This window comes from Pseudoflavonifractor capillosus (genome assembly GCF_016899775.1).
Taxonomy (GTDB): Bacteria; Bacillota; Clostridia; order Oscillospirales; family Oscillospiraceae; genus Lawsonibacter.
Map to the genome: position 1 here is coordinate 1 of NZ_JACJJE010000053.1, position 20,586 is coordinate 20,586.

At 56.8% G+C, this 20,586-nt stretch carries 18 protein-coding genes, 1 tRNA gene and 2 pseudogenes; 19 read left to right on the forward strand and 2 right to left on the reverse strand.

Going from position 1 to position 20,586, the window contains the following annotated elements; genetic code table 11:
• Window positions 1-113: 113 nt before the first annotated feature.
• Window positions 114-845: a tRNA (guanosine(46)-N7)-methyltransferase TrmB gene (trmB, locus tag H6B31_RS13540; RefSeq protein WP_204898990.1), complete on the reverse strand. Its 732-nt coding sequence runs from the start codon at window positions 843-845 to the stop codon at window positions 114-116.
• Window positions 846-1,177: 332 nt separating this feature from the next.
• On the opposite strand from trmB, the gene H6B31_RS13545 reads away from it, so the two are divergent.
• The 4 genes and pseudogenes from H6B31_RS13545 (at window position 1,178) to H6B31_RS13560 (ending at window position 2,713) form a co-directional block, all read left to right on the forward strand.
• Window positions 1,178-1,253: transfer RNA gene (locus H6B31_RS13545), tRNA-Pro, on the forward strand.
• Between the two features lie 348 nt (window positions 1,254-1,601).
• The gene (locus H6B31_RS13550) at window positions 1,602-2,048 is read left to right on the forward strand and encodes a translation initiation factor 2 (protein WP_204898991.1); all 447 of its coding nucleotides are present in this window, start codon (window positions 1,602-1,604) and stop codon (window positions 2,046-2,048) included.
• A pseudogene (locus H6B31_RS13555) lies at window positions 2,044-2,424 on the forward strand (MSCRAMM family protein); the annotation flags it as partial. The gene H6B31_RS13550 and the pseudogene H6B31_RS13555, both read left to right, overlap by 5 nt.
• A 166-nt stretch (window positions 2,425-2,590) precedes the next feature.
• On the forward strand, window positions 2,591-2,713 hold the full coding sequence (locus H6B31_RS13560; protein WP_204898992.1) for a GHKL domain-containing protein: 123 nt from the start codon (window positions 2,591-2,593) through the stop codon (window positions 2,711-2,713).
• A gap of 121 nt (window positions 2,714-2,834) precedes the next feature.
• Here H6B31_RS13560 and H6B31_RS13565 read toward each other — a convergent pair whose 3' ends face one another.
• A complete protein-coding gene (locus H6B31_RS13565; RefSeq protein ID WP_204898993.1) occupies window positions 2,835-3,020 on the reverse strand; it encodes a LytTR family transcriptional regulator DNA-binding domain-containing protein in 186 nt (61 codons plus the stop codon).
• Window positions 3,021-3,663: 643 nt separating this feature from the next.
• Between H6B31_RS13565 and H6B31_RS13570 the strand changes: the two genes are divergently transcribed.
• The 15 genes and pseudogenes from H6B31_RS13570 to H6B31_RS13640 form a co-directional block, all read left to right on the forward strand.
• Window positions 3,664-4,560, forward strand: a complete 897-nt coding sequence (locus tag H6B31_RS13570; RefSeq protein ID WP_204898994.1) for a fructoselysine 6-kinase — start codon at window positions 3,664-3,666, stop codon at window positions 4,558-4,560.
• 185 nt (window positions 4,561-4,745) lie between these two features.
• Window positions 4,746-6,806 carry a hydantoinase/oxoprolinase family protein gene (locus tag H6B31_RS13575; RefSeq protein ID WP_204898995.1) on the forward strand — a complete coding sequence of 687 codons (2,061 nt, stop codon included), beginning with the start codon at window positions 4,746-4,748 and terminating at the stop codon, window positions 6,804-6,806.
• Window position 6,807: 1 nt separating this feature from the next.
• A complete protein-coding gene (locus tag H6B31_RS13580) occupies window positions 6,808-8,553 on the forward strand; it encodes a hydantoinase B/oxoprolinase family protein (RefSeq protein WP_204898996.1) in 1,746 nt (581 codons plus the stop codon).
• Window positions 8,554-8,568: 15 nt separating this feature from the next.
• Window positions 8,569-9,567 carry an SIS domain-containing protein gene (locus tag H6B31_RS13585; RefSeq protein ID WP_204898997.1) on the forward strand — a complete coding sequence of 333 codons (999 nt, stop codon included), beginning with the start codon at window positions 8,569-8,571 and terminating at the stop codon, window positions 9,565-9,567.
• A gap of 339 nt (window positions 9,568-9,906) precedes the next feature.
• A complete protein-coding gene (locus tag H6B31_RS13590) occupies window positions 9,907-10,860 on the forward strand; it encodes an ABC transporter permease (protein WP_204898998.1) in 954 nt (317 codons plus the stop codon).
• A 38-nt stretch (window positions 10,861-10,898) separates the two neighbouring features.
• Window positions 10,899-11,750, forward strand: a complete 852-nt coding sequence (gene opp4C, locus H6B31_RS13595) for an oligopeptide ABC transporter permease (protein WP_207752345.1) — start codon at window positions 10,899-10,901, stop codon at window positions 11,748-11,750.
• A gap of 64 nt (window positions 11,751-11,814) precedes the next feature.
• Complete coding sequence (locus H6B31_RS13600; RefSeq protein ID WP_204899000.1) at window positions 11,815-13,473, forward strand: ABC transporter substrate-binding protein; 1,659 nt, start codon at window positions 11,815-11,817, stop codon at window positions 13,471-13,473.
• A gap of 126 nt (window positions 13,474-13,599) precedes the next feature.
• Entirely contained in the window at window positions 13,600-14,598 is a 999-nt protein-coding gene (locus H6B31_RS13605; protein WP_204899001.1) for an ABC transporter ATP-binding protein, read from the forward strand.
• Complete coding sequence (locus H6B31_RS13610) at window positions 14,591-15,622, forward strand: ABC transporter ATP-binding protein (RefSeq protein WP_204899002.1); 1,032 nt, start codon at window positions 14,591-14,593, stop codon at window positions 15,620-15,622. Before H6B31_RS13605 ends, H6B31_RS13610 begins: the two co-directional genes overlap by 8 nt.
• Window positions 15,615-17,060, forward strand: coding sequence for an amidohydrolase (locus tag H6B31_RS13615; RefSeq protein ID WP_204899003.1), 1,446 nt, complete (start codon window positions 15,615-15,617; stop codon window positions 17,058-17,060). Before H6B31_RS13610 ends, H6B31_RS13615 begins: the two co-directional genes overlap by 8 nt.
• 310 nt (window positions 17,061-17,370) lie before the next feature.
• Window positions 17,371-18,105, forward strand: coding sequence for a UTRA domain-containing protein (locus H6B31_RS13620; protein ID WP_204899004.1), 735 nt, complete (start codon window positions 17,371-17,373; stop codon window positions 18,103-18,105).
• Window positions 18,106-18,530: 425 nt separating this feature from the next.
• Window positions 18,531-19,022, forward strand: coding sequence for a hypothetical protein (locus H6B31_RS13625; protein ID WP_243419057.1), 492 nt, complete (start codon window positions 18,531-18,533; stop codon window positions 19,020-19,022).
• A gap of 25 nt (window positions 19,023-19,047) precedes the next feature.
• Window positions 19,048-19,797 (forward strand): metallophosphoesterase family protein, encoded by a 750-nt coding sequence (locus tag H6B31_RS13630; protein ID WP_204899005.1) that lies wholly within the window; start codon window positions 19,048-19,050, stop codon window positions 19,795-19,797.
• Window positions 19,798-19,818: 21 nt separating this feature from the next.
• Window positions 19,819-20,031 carry a hypothetical protein gene (locus H6B31_RS13635; RefSeq protein WP_204899006.1) on the forward strand — a complete coding sequence of 71 codons (213 nt, stop codon included), beginning with the start codon at window positions 19,819-19,821 and terminating at the stop codon, window positions 20,029-20,031.
• Between the two features lie 339 nt (window positions 20,032-20,370).
• Window positions 20,371-20,586 (forward strand): annotated as a pseudogene (locus H6B31_RS13640) (SGNH/GDSL hydrolase family protein); the annotation flags it as partial.

Consider the following 20,586-nt stretch of genomic DNA (forward strand, 5'->3'; position numbering starts at 1 on the left):
ACCCCCTGATGTAGTACTTCCATTTTCCTACATCAGGGGGCGTTTTGTCTATTGTCCGCTTTTACGGGTTCAGTTCAATGCTCAGGCGGCGCTGTTTTCTATCCAGTTTTAGATTACGATTGCGGGGCGGCATTTTCTGAGGCTTCGCTATCCGGAGCACGGCGGAAGTCGGGGCCGGGGATGGGCTGAAATTCCGGCTCGGTCTCCAGATGCTCTTTAGTGCCTACACAGCGGTTGATGGGAGTGCCCAGCTCATGGAACTTTGCCTCATAGTCGGTCATCACGCCCTGGATGCCGTGCTCGTGCAGGTTCCGGGTGACTTCGGAGAGGGTGTACCCCGCCTTGGGGAATTGGAACAGGGAGTACTCGAACAGGTCGCGGTTGTCCGTTTTAAAATGGATTTGCCCTCCGTCCTTCAGGATCCCCCGGTAGAGCACCAGGAAATTCTGGTGGGTCAGACGCCGCCGGGCGTGGCGGTTGGAGGGCCAGGGGTCGCAGAAGTTGATGAACAGGCGGTCCACCTCGTCGGGGGCAAAAAACTCCCGGAGCAGGGCGGCGTCCCCGTCCACGAAAAAGACGTTGCTCAATCCTTTGGCGGCGCACCGCTCCATAGCCACGATCATAGCGTCCGGGACCCGCTCCACCGCGATGTAGAGGACGTCCGGGTTCTGCTCCGCCGTCTCGGCGGTAAAGCGGCCTTTTCCGCAGCCAAGCTCTAGCCAGAGCTGCCGGGCTTCCGGCTTCAGGGTCCGCCACTGACCGCGCAGCTCCTTTGGGTTCTCAATCAAAAACTGGGCGCAGCGCTCCATCCGCGCTCCCAGATTCGGCTTCTTTCTCATGCGCATGCTGTGTCACCTCTCTGTTTTGTTGCGAAAATATCTTAACATATCCCACGGACCTCTTGCAATCTTTTTCAAAATATACTATACTACTTAAGCGAGTTTTCGTTTGAAGGTACGTTCTTGCACATGACCACAATCAGAAAATTCTATAACTGTGTGTAGCGCAGTTGGTAGCGCACGTGATTTGGAAGCGTGAGGCCGGAGTTCGAGCCACATTTCCCCAAAATCCTGGAAACCTCTGGGACGCTAAGGCCGACGGAGTTTTGCCCCTCGCCGGGAACGGGTCAAAAACCGGCGCTGACCCCATATTTGACCACAGTTGAAAAACTTCATAACCGGGTGTAGCGCAGTTGGTAGCGCGCTTGCTTTGGGAGCAAGATGCCGGGAGTTCGAGTCTCCCCACTCGGACCAACTAAGGTTGCTGAAAAAGATGCAACCCCTGAAACCCTTGCTGCGGCAAGGGTTTCAGCCGTTTCAGGGGGTAAAATCGAGCACAAGCCGAGACAGAGATACAAAAGGCCGTTTTTATGGTGTGTGGTGACTCGAACCCCGGAGCAAACAACGGTAGAGCGAAAAGCCCCCGTTGGTAGTCCAATGGACAATGGACTGCCAACGGGGGCTTTTCGCTTTTTTAGGCAGGAATGTTTCAGTTAGTAGTATTGCTTGCTTTGTTCCCCATTCCTTAGTGGTATTGGTAATAGCTTTCCGCCATGGTTTTGGATATACTTGCGTTGCAAAACGAGGAAAGGAGAGCAGACCATGGCAGACAAGAAAAACCTATGCGCTCAAATCGACATTGCCCTGCACAACCGGGTAACAGAAGAAAAAGACCGCCTGGAGATGACCACCAGCCAGTACATCGCAGCACTGCTCACTGAATACTACAAGATGAAAGATGAGAATGGAGGAATCAACATGACAGGCAGCAGAACGATGGCATTCCAGATCCCCGAGGAACTCTTCCAGCGCATCAAGACCCATCTGGCCAGAGAAACGGCTCGGACCGGCTTAAAGCTCACCCAGCGGGACTTCGTCCTGGGCCTGATCGAGCGGGCGCTGGCAGAAGCCGAGGCCAGCCTGGTCCCACAGGAGGCCCCGGAGAGCACCGAGGAAGCCCCGGAGGACAACGGAGCCGCCGGTACCACTCCAGACGCCAGCGAGGCCAGCACGGAGGCGGAGAGAGACACAGCAGACATCGAACAATAAGGCGGGTAATCTAGTGGACACCATCCGCTCCGACAGCCGAGGGCTGGCCGTGTCCAAACCTTTGCCCCTCTCCCGCTATACCATCCGAGAGGTCAAGGCTCCGGCCAATTACGGCGTAAATGAAACGGAACTCACCGCCTATCTGGAACATGAGGGACAGATCGTCAAATTTGAGGTGACCAACAAGAGCCTGACTACCGGCGTGTCCATTACCAAAACCGGCCCCAAGGAGATCATGGCGGGCCAGCCGGTGCGCTATACGTTCTCCGGCATTGCCAACAATTCCAACGTCCGGCTGGACAACTTTTATTGGCGCGATACCCTTCCCGCAGAGGTTCGGTTGGATACGGTACCGCCACAAACCATCCTCATTCCGTCAGGCCAACGAGATGATTGACCGCTATATCGATTTTTACAACCACGAGCGCATCCAGCTCAAAACTGGAGAGGCGCCGCTGAAGCGACGCCTCTACTCCTAAAATTTCAATATTTCCTACCAGGGGCTCTTTTTTCTCCTGTCCCCACAATCTGGGGCGGTTCACATGGACAGCCACGGCTTCGGCCTGGCCCAGATGCGGTCAGTGGTGGAGAAGTACCACGGGATGCTGGATCTCAGCCACGATGGGGAGCGCTTCACCGTGGAGGCTGCCCTGAAACTCCCCTGACCTTCCCATAGCCGACCGAACACACAGCCGCCCGCCGGGGATCCCGGCGGGCGGCTGTGTGTTAGAATTCCCAATTTGCTTTTGTGTTCCTGCGGCCTCGTAGGGGCGGGAGCACAAAATTTCACTTTGTGTTCAGATAGTGGAGAAACTGGCTTCTGGCCGTCTCATAGTACCCCCGGCTCACCGGCACCGATGTCCCGTTGTCCAAGCTGGCCGCTTTCCGAGTGATCTGCACGATGTGGGCCATGTTCACCAGAAAGCTGTTGTGGCAGCGGCAGAAGACTCCCGCCAGCAGTAGCCGCTCCACCTGGGACAGGTTGAGTCAGAAGCGCCAGTTCTCCTCCACCGTCTGCACCTCCGCCGCGTGATCCTGGTTCTCAATGTACAGGACGTCCTCCACAGGAAAGGCCACCGCCTGTCCCTCGGAGCGGAGCACCAGGGACTTCCGCTGGTGGAAAAGGTGCAGGTCAGTCTGGATAGCTTACATCAACTCCTCCCGATCCACCGGCTTGAATAGGTACTGGATGAGCCGCACTCGGTAGCCCTCCTTCAGGTGCTCCTCGCTGCTGGTGACAAAGAGGATGCTCATCTGCTCGTCATACTCCCGCAGCTCCTTTTCGTCCTCACACAGCCAGGCGGTACATCTGCTCGCTCCCTCTTCCCTCCGCGTCTCGTCTTTTCCCTCACTCCGGCGCTCGCCCCTTCTCGCTCCCGCGGGAACCTGTGCAGATGCCGGGGGGTTCTATTGTAGCATCCCTACGGTTCGGCACAAGGGAGGAGAAAACCTGGCTGGCTCTTGACTTTTCCATGCCTCCATATTATAATCTCACCATAGCATATAACGTTATATAATATCACTTTTGGCCGATTGCTCAAATTTTCTGTCCGGGGGCAGCCGGACGACGCAGAGGGCCGCACTTGCGGCCTCATATTTTTCAGGGGGTGTTTTTATGCCAAAGGTTCTGGGGCTTGGGGACAACGTCTGTGATGTATACCTTCACACAGGGATCATGTACCCCGGCGGACAAGCCCTGAACTTTGCCGTATTCGCCGCACAGCTTGGGGCTCAGGCAGATTTTATGGGCGTTTTCGGGCAGGACGAGGTGGCGGAGCATGTCCAGCGCACACTGGATGAAAAGGGGGTGGGTTGCGGCCACTGCCGCAGCTTTCCCGGTGAAAACGGCTTTGCCAAGGTCACGCTGGTGGACGGCGACCGGGTATTCCAGGGCAGCAACCGGGGCGGTGTGTTGCGTGAGCACCCCATCCAGCTGACGCCAGACGATCTCTCCTATCTCTCTTCCTTTCAGCTGATCCATACCACAAATAACGGTTTCACAGACGCCCTGCTGCCCGCCCTCCACAAGCTGCCCGCCCTGGTAAGCTATGACTTTTCCTACCATTGGAACGAGGAGGATCGGGTATCCCGCGTCTGCCCCTATGTGGATTTTGCTTTCCTCTCCTGCAGTGAGCTGGACGACGCGGCCACGGAAGCCCTGTGCCGCCGCCTGTGCCAGCGGGGATGCGGCACAGTGGTTGCCACGCGTGGAAGCAAGGGGGCCACCGTCTTTGACGGAACCCGGTTCTACCGCCAACTCCCCCACCTGGTGGAGCCGGTGGATACTATGGGGGCGGGCGACAGCTTTGCCTGCGCCATGCTGATCTCCATTCTGAACGCCATGGAGCCGGGAGATGCACAGACATGGGCGGGAGCTCTTTTCCGCGCCGCCGTGATCCCCGCCGCTCTGGAGCGGGCAGCTGATTTTTCAGCCCAGACCTGCCTGACCCATGGCGCCTTTGGCTGCGGAACTCCAATTCCTCCCGGCCTGGGAGCACGGCTCTTTTCCTAATTCTCCCTCTCTTTTTTGCCGAATTTTTATCTTATTTGACAAGAAGCACTTGACAACTGTCTCTGTTTGGGGTAGTCTATGTGATGTAGAAATATGATGTTATATTATGACATGATGATTTAATCGCAAGTGTTACTCCACACACCCCGGAGCGTGGAGAGAAATTCAAAATGAGGTGAACACACATGTCTTATATGATCGGCGTGGACGTCGGCGGAACCTTTACAGACTTCTCCGTTTTTGATCAGGAGAGCGGAGAGCTGTTCCACTACAAGGACAGCTCTACCCCCTCTGATCCCTCCAGGGCCATTATCCAAGGAATTCTGTCTGTACTGGCAATCAAAAAGGCGGAGGCGGCCTCCGTCGGCTATCTGGCCCATGGCACCACAGTGGGAACCAACGCCCTGATTGAAAAAAAGGGCGCCCGCGTGGGCCTGATCACCACCAAGGGCTTTAAGGATCTGATGGAGATCGGTAACCAGCGCCGCCCCTCCCTGTATAACCTTCAGGCGCAGAAGCCCTTCCCGCTGATTCCCTCCGGCCTCAACTGCACTGTGACGGAGCGCATCCGGTATGACGGAACCATCGACACCCCGCTGGACGAGGAGGAGACTCGGCAGGTGGTGCGCTACCTGAAGGAACAGCAGGTCACTGCCATTGCGGTGTGCACCCTGTTTTCCTTTGTCAACCCCGTCCATGAGCTGCGTATCGAGGAGATCATCCAGGAAGAATTTCCAGAGGCCTATGTCACCATCTCAAGCAAGCTGGTACCCGAGTTCCGGGAGTACAGCCGCATGAGCACCACCGTGCTCAACAGCTACCTGGGCCCGGTGATGAAAAAGTACGTAAATAATTTCCGGGATTCCGTGGAGGGCATTGGTATCCGGGTGGAACCCTATGTCACCCAGTCCAACGGCTCCATTATCTCCATCAAGGAGACGGTGGACTGCCCCATCAAGACCGCCGTGTCCGGGCCCTCGGCCGGCGTCATCGCCGCCGCCTTTATCGGCCGTCAGTGCGGCGCGGACAAAATCATCACCTTTGACATGGGCGGCACCAGCGCGGACATCTCCCTCATTGAGAATTTCACTCCCCAGGTATCCAACGAGCGGGAGGTGGAGGGATATCCCGCCCGCATCCCCATGATCAACATTATCACGATCGGCGCCGGCGGCGGTTCCATTGCCAAAATCGATGAGGGCGGCGCCCTGAAAGTGGGCCCCAAGAGCGCAGGCGCCACCCCCGGCCCCGCCTGCTACATGCGGGGCGGTGAGAATCCCTGTGTCACCGACGCCAACATCGTCCTGGGCAAGCTGAATCAGAAGAAGATCCTGGGCGGCCGTATGGATGTGGATATCGAGCTGTCCAAGCAGGCCATCCAGAACAAGATCTGCGATAAATCCGATCTGAACCTCCAGCAGGCGGCCAACGGCATCATCACCGTGGTCAACTCCAACATGGTGCGCGCCATCCGCAGCGTCTCGGTGGAGAAGGGCTATGACGTGCGGGAATTCAGTCTGATGGCCTTCGGCGGAGCCGGCCCCCTCCACGCCTGCGAGGTTGCCAAGGAACTGGGGATGAAAGAGGTTCTGATCCCACCTCACCCGGGTACTCTTTGCAGTCTGGGCCTGCTGCTGGCTGATACTAAGTTTGACCTGTCCAGAACCATGGTGCTGCCCGCCGTCCCAGAAAATGTGGCGGAGATGTCCCGTCAGTTCCAAAGCATGGCCAGGCAAGGAAATGAACTGCTGGATAAGGAAGGCGTGCCCGAGGATCGCCGCCAGTTTGAGTACTTCCTGGATATGCGGTATCTGCGTCAAAACTTTGAAATCAGCATCCAGGTACCCACCGGCGAGATGACCGGCGAGGTGCTCCAGAAGGTGTTGGCTGACTTCCACGCCGAACACAAGCGCAGCTATGGCTACTGCAAGGAGGATGCCGTGGTTCAGGTAGTCAACTATCGGGTGTCCGCCATCGGAATCATCGACAAGCCGGAGCTGACGGCAGAGCCCCTGCGTCCGGACGCTGACCTGCCCGAACCCATTGCCTACCGTCAGGTGCTGTTCCAGGGACACAACTATTATGTAAAGACCCCGGTGTATCAACGGGAGAGTTTCGTGCCCGGCCAAGCCATCCCCGGGCCCTGTATCTGTGAACAGATGGACACCACCCTGGTGGTTCCCTCCGGCTGGACAATTCATGTGGACGGTTATCACAATCTGAAGATCCATGACGAGGAGAAGTAAGATGGGAAGAAAAATTGATACAGTAACCGTGGAGGTTCTGCGAAATCTGTTGATGTCCATTTCTGAGGAGACGTTCGGTATCATCGTCCGCAGCGCCTACTCCACCAACATGAAGGAGCGGCGGGACGTGTGCACCGCCGTCATCGATCCGGACGGGAACAGCGTGGCCCAGGTGGAGAGCCTGGCTGTACTGCTGGGCTCCATGTTGGGCGTGGTTCCCAACATCTATGCCAAATTCGGCCGGGAAAACGTAAAACCCGGGGATATGTTCATTGCAAACGACCCCTACCACGGGGGCGGCAACCACCTGCCTGACATCGTGATCGCGGCCCCTGCCTTTTCTGGGAAGAAGCTCATTGGCTGGATTGCCAACATTGCCCACCACTCGGACATCGGCGGCAAGGTTCCCGGCTCCACTTCCGGCGATGCGGACTCCCTGTTCCAGGAAGGAATTCGAATCCCCGTCATTCGGATTCGCCGGGAGGGAGTGCTGGATCAGAGCGTCATGGATCTGCTGCTGGACAATACCCGTGTTCCCCAGGAGCGGGAGGGCGATCTGACCGCCCAGATCTCCGCCAACCTCATCGGGGTGGAGCGGCTCCAGGAGGCCTACGCCCGGTATGGCGACACCCTCATCGACTGCATGAAGGAGTTGGTGGACTACTCCGAACGCCGGGTGCGGGCGGTGGTGTCCGATCTGCCTGACGGCGTGTACAGCTACACCGACTATGTGGACGGCTGCGGAGACAAATATCCCAATCCCCTGCCCATCCATGTGGCGATCACTGTGAAGGGAGATCAGCTCACCTTTGACTTCACCGGCACTGCCGAGCAGATCAAGGCCCCCATCAACGTGCCCTATCCCTGTACCCAGGCGGCGGTTTTTTTCGCGGTAAAATCCCTGATGGGCGACGACATCCCCGCCAACGAGGGAATCAACCGGGCTGTGACTCTCATTGCCCCCAAGGGGTGCATCGTCAATCCCACCGAGCCCAGCCCGGTTGGAGCCCAGATCGACTGTGAGCAACGGATCCCCGACGCCATCTTCGGCGCCCTGGCTCCCATCTTCCCGGACACCATTGTCACCGCAGGCAACGGCGCCTGCACCACCACCATTCTGGCCGGCGACGGCGCCATCGGCACAGACAGCGTGTTTATTTTCCACGAGGTCATTGCCGGCGGCGGCGGAGCATCCCGTCACTATGACGGGCTTTCCGGCGTCCAGGTAAACATGACCAACACCTCCAACATGCCCATCGAGGCCACTGAGATGGAGTTCACCAAAATTCTGGCCCGGAAGTACGAGTTGAAGATGGACACCGGCGGCGCCGGCGAGCTGCGCGGCGGCCTGGGAATCGAGCGGGAACTGGAGGTTCTCCAGGACAATGTGCTGTACACCGGCCTGGGCGACCGGCATAAGTTCCACCCCTGGGGGCTGGAAAGCGGCCTTCCCGGCGGCACCGGCGCGTTTTATCGGATTGCGGCCGCAGACGGCTCTGTCACCCGGATGGGGCACAAGACCACCAGCTTGCCTCTGAACAAGGGTGATGTAATTCGGGTGGTCACTCCGGGCGCCGGCGGGTACGGCGACCCGCACAAACGTCCGCCGGAAAAGGTTCTGCAGGACGTGATTGAGGGAAAGGTGTCCATTGAGGCCGCCAAGGATCAGTACGCCGTGGTTATCAGCTGCAGCGGCTCCCGGCTCCAGGTGGATGAAGCCGCAACCGCCGCTTGCCGTGCGAAATAAAGGAGGAACACACCGATGGTAAAAGGTATGCAGGAAGTTATTGACGTCATGGAGAAGGCAAAAGTGGATCTGGCTGCTAATGGCGGCCTGGAGCAGGTAATCTTTGTGGCCTGCGGCGGCTCCCTCGCCTCCTCCTATCCGGCCCGCTACCTTCTGGGGCAGGAGAGCCGCCTGAAGGTACTGGGGTACAACAGCAGTGAGTTTGTGAATGCCACTCCCCGAACCGTGGGGCCCAATACTCTGGTCATTGCCACCTCCACCAAGGCCACAGCGGAGACAGTAGAGGCCCTGAAGGTGGCCAATGAAAAGGGCGCCGTCACCATCGGCCTGTCCGGCTACGCCGACTCTCTCACCGCTCAAACCGCCCGCTATTACATCACTTACTACCACGCCGACGAGTGGTATCAGGATCCCTCTCTTGTCCACTGCAACAGCCAGGGCACCGCCTTGAAGATCGCTTTTTGGCTGTTGAAGGAGTACGACCACTATGCTGCCTATGACAAGGCTCTGACCGCCTTTGAGCTGATGCCGGAAATCTACGGCGCCGCCCACGAAGGCGTAAAGGCGCAGGCGGCCCAGTTTGCCATGACCTATAAGGACGACACTGTGTGGAACGTTATGAGCAGCGGCGCTGCCTGGGAGGTTTCCTACTCCGACGCCTTCTGCTTCTTCCAGGAGATGCAGACGGTACACTGCGTGCCTGTCCACTCCGGAGAGTATTTCCATGGGGCCTTTGAAACCTGTGACAAGGATCTGGCCATCCTGCTGTTCAAAAGCGTGGGCCGTACCCGCCCTCTGGACGAGCGGGCCGAGCGTTTCCTGAACCAGTTCGCCGGCCATCACTGGATCATTGATGCGGAGGAACTGGGCCTGGGCCGTCTGGACACCCAGGTGGCGGAGTACTTCAACGCGCTGCTCCTCCACCCCATCTCCAAGCAGTTCATCGCGGCTATGGGCGATGTGCGGATGCACCCCATGTCCTACCGCCGCTATATGTGGAAGTTTGACTATTGAGTTTTCATCACCCGATTTTCCCGTTCTTGTGAACACCGGTAGCCGGCCCGCTGCACTGTCCATTGTCCTTCCACTGCAGTGGGCCAGTGCTTCTCGTTAAATTCTACAAAAAATTGCATTTTTTCGCATTATCCTATTGCACTATCCGGCGATTGGTGATATAATTCCAACATAGTTATTATAATGTTATGATATCAATTAAAGCTTATGTAATGTTATAATATAATAGTTGCAATGGAAGAGACGCCGGCGAGGCAGTCCCCTGTACCCCATCCGGCGGTCTTCCCGTTCCCACTCCAATATCTCGTCGCCAGTCTGGGCATGGAAAGGTAGGCTAGTATGAGGAAATATGTACTCAAACGGCTTTTGATTGCCATTCCAACATTCCTCGGCATCACCCTGGTTGTGTTTGCCCTTTGCTACAACGCCACAGGCAGTCCGTTGGAACTGCTGCTCAGCGACCCCAACATCTCGGAGGCCGAGGTGGCGCGAAGGGCGGAGGAACTGGGTCTGAATGATCCCTTCCACATTCAGTATATCTCTTGGATCAAAAATTTCTTCTGCGGGAACCTGGGCTTCTCCTACCGCACAAGCCAGCCCGTCATGGAGATGCTGATGGACGCGCTCTGGCCCACCGTGCTGCTGACCCTGTCCGCCGTTGTGGTGGCCTGTGTGGTTTCCTTCCCCCTGGGCGTCCAGTCGGCCCGCCACCAGAACGGGATCTGGGACACGATTTCCTCCGTTTTCTCCTTCCTGTCCACCTCCACTCCAAGCTTTTTCCTGGCTCTGGTTTTTTTGAGCATCTTTTCCGTCCAGCTTGGGCTGCTGCCCATCGGCGGCATGTACGACACAGGGCACGACGCCACCCTTCTCTCTCTGCTCCGGCATCTGATTATGCCGGCCTGTGTACTGGGAAGCACCATGATCGGCAGTCTGATCCAGTACATCCGTAGCAGCATGCTGGAGGTTATGGGAGAGGACTATGTGCGCACCGCCCGCTCCAAAGGTCTGTTCGAGCGCGTGGTGGTTATCAAGCATATTTTACGTAACTCACTTATTCCCGTGGTGACATATCTGGGCATGGAGATTCCCCTCCTGATGGGCGGCGCCGTGGTGACGGAGCAGGTCTTCTCCTGGCCCGGCCTGGGCAACCTGATGCTGAAGTCCATCAATTCCAGAGATTACCCTGTCATTATGGGCGTCACCATTATCACAGCAGTGGCGGTTCTGATTTTCAACCTTCTGACAGATCTGTTCTACGGAGTGCTGGATCCCCGGATCCGCCATGAATAAGTTTACACACGCAATACCATTGCCCGGAGGTGTGCAGCTTGAATCAAGAATGGCGTAATTTTATTAAACGCTTCTGCAAAAACAAACTGGCCGTCCTGGGCCTGATCGTTCTGGTGGTAGTGACGATCATCGTACTGGTTGTCCCGCCCCTCCTGCCTTATGACGAGGCGCAGATCGACGTGGTGGCGTTTAACGCGCCCCCCAGTGAACAGCACGTTCTGGGCACAGATACCACCGGCCGCGATGTGTTGTCCCGCCTGCTGTACGGCGGACGGGTGTCCCTCTTCGTTGGTATCATCAGTACGCTGATCAGCGTTGCCATTGGTATTCCCCTGGGTCTGCTGGCGGCCTTTTACCGGGGCTGGTTTGAAACTCTAGTCATGCGGGCCACCGACATTTTCATGACCATCCCGTCCACCATCCTGATCCTGTTCCTGGTCTCCATGTTCGGCCCATCCATTGTGACGGTGACCGTGGTAATCGGTGTACTGGGCTGGACAAAGTTCGCCCGTCAGATCTATGGAACAGTGCTGTCCGTGCGGGAGAAGGACTATGTGGAAGGCGGAAAGGCCATCGGCCAGCGGGACGGCGTGATCATTGCCCGCTACATCCTGCCCAACGCAATCGCCCCCATTTTTATTTCCATCACCTTCCGCATCGCCTCGGCCATCATCCTGGAGTCCTCCCTGAGCTTTTTGGGCATGGGTGTTCAGATGCCTGCCGCCTCCTGGGGCAACATGCTTTACAACGCCCAGTCCATCACCATTTTGAAAAGCTGCCAGTGGATGTGGCTTCCTCCCGGTCTGGCCCTGATGATTACCATTTTGAGCATCAACTTCATCGGAAACGGTCTTCGTGACGCACTGGATCCCAAAACCTCCATCCGTTGACGGTTATCTCCCCGAGCTCCTTTGCGGCCCTGCAAGGAAATATTTTTGAAAAGAGGTATGCCTGATGAAAAAGAAACTCTGCACTCTCTTGGCGGCTGTTCTGACACTCAGCTTGGTACTGGCCAGCTGCGGTGGCCCCTCCAGCTCCTCCTCGGAAGAGCCCGCGGCCTCCGGCTCCGGATCCACCTCCCAGGGAGAAACTACCTCCGGCCCCAAGGATGAAGTGGTTACCATGGCAATCATCTCCACCTGGAACACCCTGAACGTCTACAACACCTCCGGCAACTACGGCAACTGCGTGGCTGACCAGATGTTTGAGCGGATGGTCTCCTGCACCCACGACGGTGAGTATCTGCCCCGCCTGGCCAACAGCTGGAAGATGGCCGATGACAACATGAGCATGACCTTCTATCTGAACGAGAACGCCACCTGGCACGACGGCGAGCCCCTTACCGCCGATGACGTGGTGTTCACCCTGAAGGCCGTCACCAACGAAAAGATGAACAACTATTACCGCTCCAAGTTTGTCTGTGTGGGCGGCACCGATGAAAACGGCATCTGCGCCGACCCCGATCAGCTCCAGGTTGAGGCCATTGACGAGCACACCGTGCGGATCGGCCTGAACGGCCCCATGGACGAGCAAAGCGTTCTCTCCACTCTGTGCAGCTTCCTGTACGTCCTGCCCCAGCACATTTTGGATACCGGGGACTACTCCTCCATCAACGATTCCGACTTCTGGACAAATCCCGTGGGCGCCGGCCCCTTCCAGTTTGTCCGCGAAACGGCCGGTGAGGAGCTGGAGTTGACCGCTAATGAGAACTACTACCTGGGTTGCCCCGACTTCAAGACTTTCGTTATCCGCGTGGTTCCCGCGGCCAGCCTGACCGCCGGTCTGCTCAATGGCGACATCGATGTGGTGGGCGCCGGCAGCGTGCCGCTGGCCGACTGGGGGACGATTCAGTCCGCAGACAACCTGGTGGCCAAGTCTGTCAGTTCCTACTCCTATCAGTACATGCAGTTCAACCTGGCTGAGGGCAACGACACCTTCCAGGATCCCGCCGTCCGTACCGCCTTTGACAAGGCCATCGACAAGCAGCTGATGGTTGACCAGTTGATGGCCGGCGAGGGTACCGTAGCAGTAGGCCCCATGCCCTCCTACCACCCCTATTACAACGAGGATCTGGTGCCCAACACCTATGACCCCGAGGCTGCCAAGAGCGAGCTGGAGGCAGCCGGCTTTGATTTCAGCCGTACTTACCGTCTGCTGGTGCCCCAGGGCAACCAGGTGCGCGAGCAGTCCGCTCTGATCATCCAGCAGAACCTGGGTGCCATCGGCGTCAACGTGGAGATCCAGACCTATGACTTTGCCACCGTTCTGGAAATGATGCGCAACGGCGAGTTTGACTTCGGTCTGCTGGGCGGCGGCTCCAATATCGACCCCTTCGAGAGCGCTGTTATCTTGCAGCCCGGAAGCGCCCAGAACTACTCCCTGCTGACTGACAGCAAGTGGTACGACCTGGCCTCCGCCGGAAACTCCCTGGTGGACTTTGACGAGCGCAAGGAGGCCTTTGACGCCTATCAGGCCGCCCTGGTTGAGGATCAGCCCTACATCTGGCTGTATCACCAGAATGACCTGCAGGCTTATTCCACCCGGATTGCGGAGATCCCCATGGATGACTTCATCTGGTGGAACTACGAGGTCTGGACCTGGAAGCTGGCATAATTCATTCTCCTTCTTTCAATACAGCCGTTTTGTAATTGGCATCTCTCTGCATCCTGCAAGGGGTGCAGAGAGATTTTTTCTTCCCACACCGTGTACCAACGACACACAGAAATTGGAGGTTCTTCCATGGACAATGAGGAAATTTTACTGGAAGTAAAGGGGCTGAAGACCTACTTTAAAGATTCCAGAGGCCTGGTTCCGGCGGTGGATGGCGTCGATTTTATCCTTCATAAGGGAGAGACGCTGGGCATTGTGGGAGAATCCGGATGCGGCAAAAGCATGACCGCCATGTCCATCCTTCACCTGCTTCCTCCGAAAGGGGAAATCGTGGACGGAAGCATCCAGTTCAAGGGACAGGATATCACCCATCTGCCCCCCAAGGAGATGGCCAGGCTTCGCGGCAAGGAGATCGCCATGATCTTCCAGGAGCCCATGACCAGCCTGAACCCGGTCTACACCGTGGGCTGGCAGATCAGCGAGATGATTCTGCGCCACGAGTCCATGACCAAAAAACAGGCCAAGGAGAAGGCCATTGAAATGCTCCGTCTGGTCAACATTCCGGCGCCGGAAAAGCGGGTGGACGAGTATCCCCACGAACTCAGCGGCGGCATGCGCCAGCGGGTCATGATCGCCATGGCTCTCTCCTGCAATCCTGAGCTGCTGATCGCCGATGAGCCCACCACTGCGCTGGATGTGACCATCCAGGCCCAGATTCTGGACTTGATGCGGAATCTGAAAAAGTCCCTCAACACCTCCATCATCATGATCACCCACGACCTGGGCGTGGTGGCGGAAATGAGCGATTATGTTTTGGTCATGTACGCCGGAATGGTGATGGAGTACAGTGACGTCGCCACCCTCTTCCAGCAGCCCCTTCACCCCTACACTCAGGGCCTGATGAAGGCGCTGCCCCGTCTGGATGATCCCCAGGATAAGCTGTACGTGATCAAAGGCGCGGTGCCCAGCCTGTATCACCTTCCCGCCGGCTGCCGCTTCTGGCCCCGCTGTCCCTATGCCACAGAGCGTTGCAAACAGGAGATGCCAGGGCTCTATCAAATCGGTGAACGGAAGGTTCGCTGCTTCCGCTATGAAAACGGCATGAAAGAAGGTGCCCTGAATGAGTGAGTATCTGCTGCAAGTCAAGGATCTGAAGAAATATTTTACAACCAAGGGCGGCTTTTTGTCCGGCCCCAAGCGGGTGGTAAAGGCGGTGGACGGCGTCTCCTTCCAGCTGGAGGAGGGGGAAATCTTCGGCATCGTGGGGGAATCCGGATGCGGGAAATCCACCCTGGGACGCACGATTCTCCGCCTTGTGGAGGCTGATTCCGGTGAAATTCTGTTTGACGGGACAGATATCCGCACCCTGTCCCGGGAAGAAATGCGCCTGATGCGCCAAAAGATGCAGATGATCTTTCAAGATCCCGGCGCGTCCCTGAATCCCCGGATGACCGTGGGCGAGCTGATCCAGGAGCCGCTGGAGCTCTTCCAGCCCCAACTCAAGGGGCAGGAGCAGCTGGATCACATCTATCGTCTGATGGATATGGTGGGCATCGACCGCACCTATTTCAGCCGCTTCCCCCATGAATTTTCAGGCGGTCAGCGGCAGCGCATCGGCATCGCACGCGCCCTGGCTACCCATCCAAAGCTGGTCATTTGCGATGAACCGGTCAGCGCCCTGGACGTGTCTGTGCGGGCACAGATCTTAAATCTGATCGCCAGCCTGAAGGAGCGTTTTCAGCTGACCTATATCTTTATCTCCCACGACCTGTCTGTGGTGCACCACATCTGCAACCGGGTCGCCGTTATGTACCTGGGCCGGATTGTGGAGCTGGCGGACAAGGAGGGCCTGTACTCCAGGCCCCTGCACCCCTATACCCAGGCCCTCCTCTCCGCGATCCCCCTGCCTGATCCCGCCACCCACCGCAACCGCATCATCCTGCAGGGCGACGTCCCCAATCCCGCCAATCCGCCCAAGGGCTGCCATTTTCACCTGCGTTGCCCCTATGCCACCGAGCAATGCGCTCAAGTCCCCCCCCCTCTGTGCGAAGTGGAGCCGGGGCACTTTGTCGCATGTCACCGAGTACAACCGGGGCAGCAAGCCCCGTCTGATCTGACTGACCCAGAGAAGGAGGAAGGTTCTCATGATTGATCATCAGGAGCTGATTCACAGTATTGAGGGAAAACAAAGCGCCTACATTGCCGCCGCCAGTCAAATCTGGGACTACGCCGAAACTGCGTTTCAGGAGTATCGCTCCGCACAGACGCTGGAGGAACTTTTGGAACAGGCCGGCTTCCAGGTGCGCCGGAACGTGGCCGGCATGGAAACCGCCTTTGTGGCGGAGGCCGGTTCCGGGAAACCCGTGATTGGCTTTCTTGGGGAGTATGACGCCCTTCCCGGCCTCAGCCAGCAGGCGGACGTAGCCGTCCACACCCCCATTGTGGAGGGGGGCCCCGGACACGGCTGCTGCCACCATATTCTGGGCACCGGGGCGCTGGCTGCCGCAGTCGCCTTGAAAGAGTATATGGAGCGGCACTCCCTGCCGGGAACCGTCCGCTATTACGGCTGTCCCGCAGAGGAGGGGGGCGCAGGCAAAATCTACCTGGCCAAAGCCGGGCTGTTTGACGATGCCGACTGTGCCATCACCTGGCACCCCTGCGACGACAACAATATCTGGTCAATGAATTTCATGGCCATTCAAAATCTTCGCATCCGCTTCTACGGCGTAGCCGCCCACTCCGCCTCCCAGGGGCATCTAGGCCGCAACGCCCTGGAGGCCACTGAACTGACCGGCGTAGGCTCCAACTATCTGCGCGGCCATGTGGAGCGGGACGTGTGCATCAATTACGCCGTCACCAACGCCGGCGGGCCCGCTCCCAATGTTATTCAGGATTATGCGGAGATGGTCTACAACATCAGGGCCTATACCCACAAAAAGGCTGTAGCGGCGGCCCAGTGGGTGGAGGAAATCGCCAAGGGCGCCGCCATGATGAGCCGCACCCGGGTGGAGGTGCTCTACGAGGGCGGCCTCTCCGAGCTCATTCCCAACCGCACTCTGGAACGGATCGCCTATGAGAAATTCCTGCAGGTGGGCCCGACGCCGTACACCCAGGAGGATCTGGACTTCTGTGCCAAAATACACGAGACATTCCCGGCCGGTTCCGAGGAGAGCACCTTCAACAACCTCTCCTATCTCTACGGTAAAACAGCCCAGGAACTGATCCCCCAGATCCGCGGCAAGGTCATCAACGATGTCATTTATCCCTACACCGAGATTCCCCATGCAAAATACGGCTCCACCGACGTATGCGACGTCAGCTGGTTTACTCCTACCATGCAGGTCACAACTGCCTGCTATGCCAAGGACACCCCGGGACACTCCTGGCAGCAGGTGGCCCAGGGCAAGCGCTCCCTGTGCTTCAACGGCATGCTGACTGCGGCAAAGATCATGGCATTGACTGGAGCCGAGCTGGCCACTTCCCCCGACAAGGTGCGGGCCATGCGGGATGAATTCCAGGCCGCTATGGCGGGGCGCACTTATGAGTGTCCGCTTCCGTCGGACATGCGCCCCGGAAGCGCCGAGTTCTGAGTGTTCCGTTCTGTATCCCGCTGCACCGGGATCCGCCTGCCGATTCTTTTCCGCAGACAAGTCAATGGGCCTCCTTTTGCTCTGTGAGAGGGGGCCCACCAGTTTCTCTGCGTGTTTGAAGTCCCTGGGTTCCGCCCGCCTTGCAATGGCCCATGCTGTTTACACGGCGGCGGGTATTATTTTGCAGTTTTAATAAATGATATTGCTCTGCCATACTGTCTATGATATAATTATCTATATATGAAATAGAATGTTATAGGATCATTCTGTGTAATTGTATATCATAATCAATACCAGGAGGCGACCGTGCGTGGATTCCACACTGAATTATAACAGCAGCGTTCCCCTGTACGCGCAGATCGTAGATCAGCTGAACCATGATATCGAGGCTGGGCTGTACAGCCCCAGCGGCCGGTTGCCCACCGAGGGCGAGTTGTCAAAACAATACAATGTCAGCCGCATCACAATCCGCAGAGCGGTGGACGAATTGGTGAGCAAAGGCCTGGTGGAAAAGAAGCAGGGCAAGGGCACCTTCCTCTGCGCCCCAAAATTCACCCGCGGCTTCGGCGCCGGCCCCATGAGCTTCAGCGAGATGTGTAGCTCCAACGGCCTGGTGGCCCGGGCCAAAATTCTGGAGGCGGGAATTAAGATCCCGGAATCCTCTGAAACCCGGGAAATACTCAAGCTTCAAGAGGGGGAACCGGCCGTCCGCATCTGCCGGTTGCGCTATGCCGGGGATCGTCCACTGGTTGTGGAGGACAATTACTACCCCCTGGAGTACGCCTATCTGCTGTCTATTGATCTGGAAAACGACTCCACCTATCGCTATCTCCGTGAGGTGAAGGGCATCGAGCTGCGCGCTACCACCATGCGTCTCAGCATTGTTCGGGCCGATGCGAAACTGGCCAAGCTTCTGCAGGTCTCCCGCAACGCTCCGCAGTTGGAAATGAAAGGGCGGGTGGTTCGTCTCAGCGACGGGCAGACCGTCCACACCAGCTATCAGGTGGGCTATGGTGAAAATTTTGAGTTTGTAGTACGGCAATAAGAAAAATTGACAACCTGAATTGATCCCAACCTCCCTGCGGGGCTTGCCGCCTGTCGTTCACGGGCTGAACCGTATCCCGTCAAGAGGACAGAGAAAAAATATAAAGGATAGTCGGCCAGCAGACCATTGTCTGCTGGCTACTTTTTATGCAGCGAGAGACAACATACCTTTACGTTTCTCCAAATGGTACGATCAAAACGTCCGAGGGCGTCATAAGCGCTTCCAAAATGGGATGGTGCAATGTGTTTGCACCATCCCATTTTCCTGTGGGTGCAAAATGTGACACCCAAAAGGACAAACATCATCGGGGAGCCCTACGGCCCTATAAGCGGTGTACCTGGGCCAGGAACGGCGTCAAACGGATCGTCTGGCGGTGCGTCTCCCGGTTGGAATTCGGGAAAAAATACTGCCATAACTCGCCTTCCATGGCGGAGGACAAGCTGCATACCGCAATTCTCACGGTGCTTAACCGGGTAGTCGAAGCAAGCGATGGCCTACAGGATGAACTGGCAGAGACGCTCCGAATGGTATGTACCCCGGAAGGGGTCGGTAACAACCTGTTGGAATTGGAGCATGAACTGGAAGCCCTGACCGCACAACAGAACGCCCTGTTGGATCAGGCGTTAGCCAACATGGAGGATCTGACGATAGCAGAGCAACTCAAGACCCTGCTGGAAGAAAAGCAGCACCTGCAGACACGGATCGATGCGGCGAAGAAAGAGGCAGCCAACAGAATCAACGAGGACTCACGTATGGCAGAGTACGCAACTTATCTGGAGGAACATCTCAATGGCTTTCCTCACTATGATGACGAGGTCGTTCGCAAGATGATTGAACGGGTCACTGTAGTCGATGCGGAAACAATCCGGGTCAAGTTCCGATACAGCGATTTGGAGATTGAACAGTCCGTATGCTAAAATAGAGACAAGGAGCGATTTACTTATGGAAATTTTTATAACAGGAGATACACATGGAGATTTCTGCCGGTTCCGGCCCGACATCTTCTATGAGCAGGAACACATGACCAAGGAGGATTTGGTTCTGGCCTGCGGAGACTTTGGTGGAATCTGGTACGGTGATCCACGGGATGATGCAGGACTGGACTGGCTGGATAGTCTGCCCTACACCACTGCCTTCGTGCTCGGGAACCATGAAAACTATGACACCTACAAAGGTTATCCCAAAGAGGAGTGGCATGGCGGACAGATCCAGAGGATACGTCCCTCCGTCCTGCATCTCATGCGGGGCCAGGTATATGAGCTCAACGGCAGGAAGTTTTTTACCATGGGCGGCGCATCCTCCCATGATATCCAGGATGGCATTCTGGAGCCGGACGATCCAGACTTCGAGGAAAAGTTTCAGCAACTCGAACAGCGCGGTGCGCTGTTTCGTGTGAACCATCGTTCCTGGTGGGCCGAGGAACTGCCCAGCGAAGCGGAATATCTGGAAGCCAGAGCAAATCTGGAGCGTGTCCACTGGAATGTGGATTACATCATCAGCCACTGCTGCCCCTCCAGCATACAGGATGTGTTCAGCGGAGGAATGTTCAAGAAAGACGCACTGACCGAGTTCTTCGACGAAGTGCGTCAGAAATGTACCTTCCGGTACTGGTTCTTCGGCCACTACCACAGCAATATGGTGATCGAGAAAAAGTATGCTATGCTATATGAGCAGATCATAAGACTGAAGTAAGAAAGAGGGCTGTGCTGACGCATGGCCATTTTTTCGTATCCTGTTTGCACATGGCTTTGTCAGTATGTCAATATGGGGGTTCGGAAATGGCTTGAAAAAAGCGCAGAAAAACAAAAATACAAGTTGCGCAAAACCCTGAATCCATTGAGCCGCAAGGCTTTCCGGGCTGTATCTTTTTCGGCAACAAAAGACAAAAACCGCCTCAAAACTGATGTTTTGAGGCGGTTTTTGTAACTTTTTCGACAATGATTTGTTTGGCGTTCTGCATAAATAAGACCTCAAATGTGGTCAACACACTTTTTCGGATTTGTTTTGAATTTTCGTTGTAGACATAGTTTCTTGTCCGTCTCCGCCACAATTCGTTCCGAAAAGAGGCAAAGGCAAACTGCACAATTTTCAAAACACGGAATCATGACCACCTATTCACGATCAGTTCACGCGGCCGCAGCCTTATCTTTGTATCTTGCGTCGCAAAATCTGATAGGCCCATCGCGCTTCCTGGCCTTGTTCCTCTCGGCGGGGCCGTGTATAATGGCAGTGGAAAGCAGTAAATAAACGAATAAGGAGAGTGCCATGCGGATCCTTATGCTGGGCAACAGCTTTACATTTACCAACCATATGCCCCAGATGCTGGCTGACCTGACCGGGGCGGAGGTGGTTCACCACACCCGGGGCGGGGCGCGGCTGTCGGAACAGCTGAACCCCAACACCCGGCTGGGCAGTCAGACCCAGGCGGCGCTCCAAAAGGAGAAGTGGGACTATGTGGTGCTCCAGGAGATGAGCCACGGC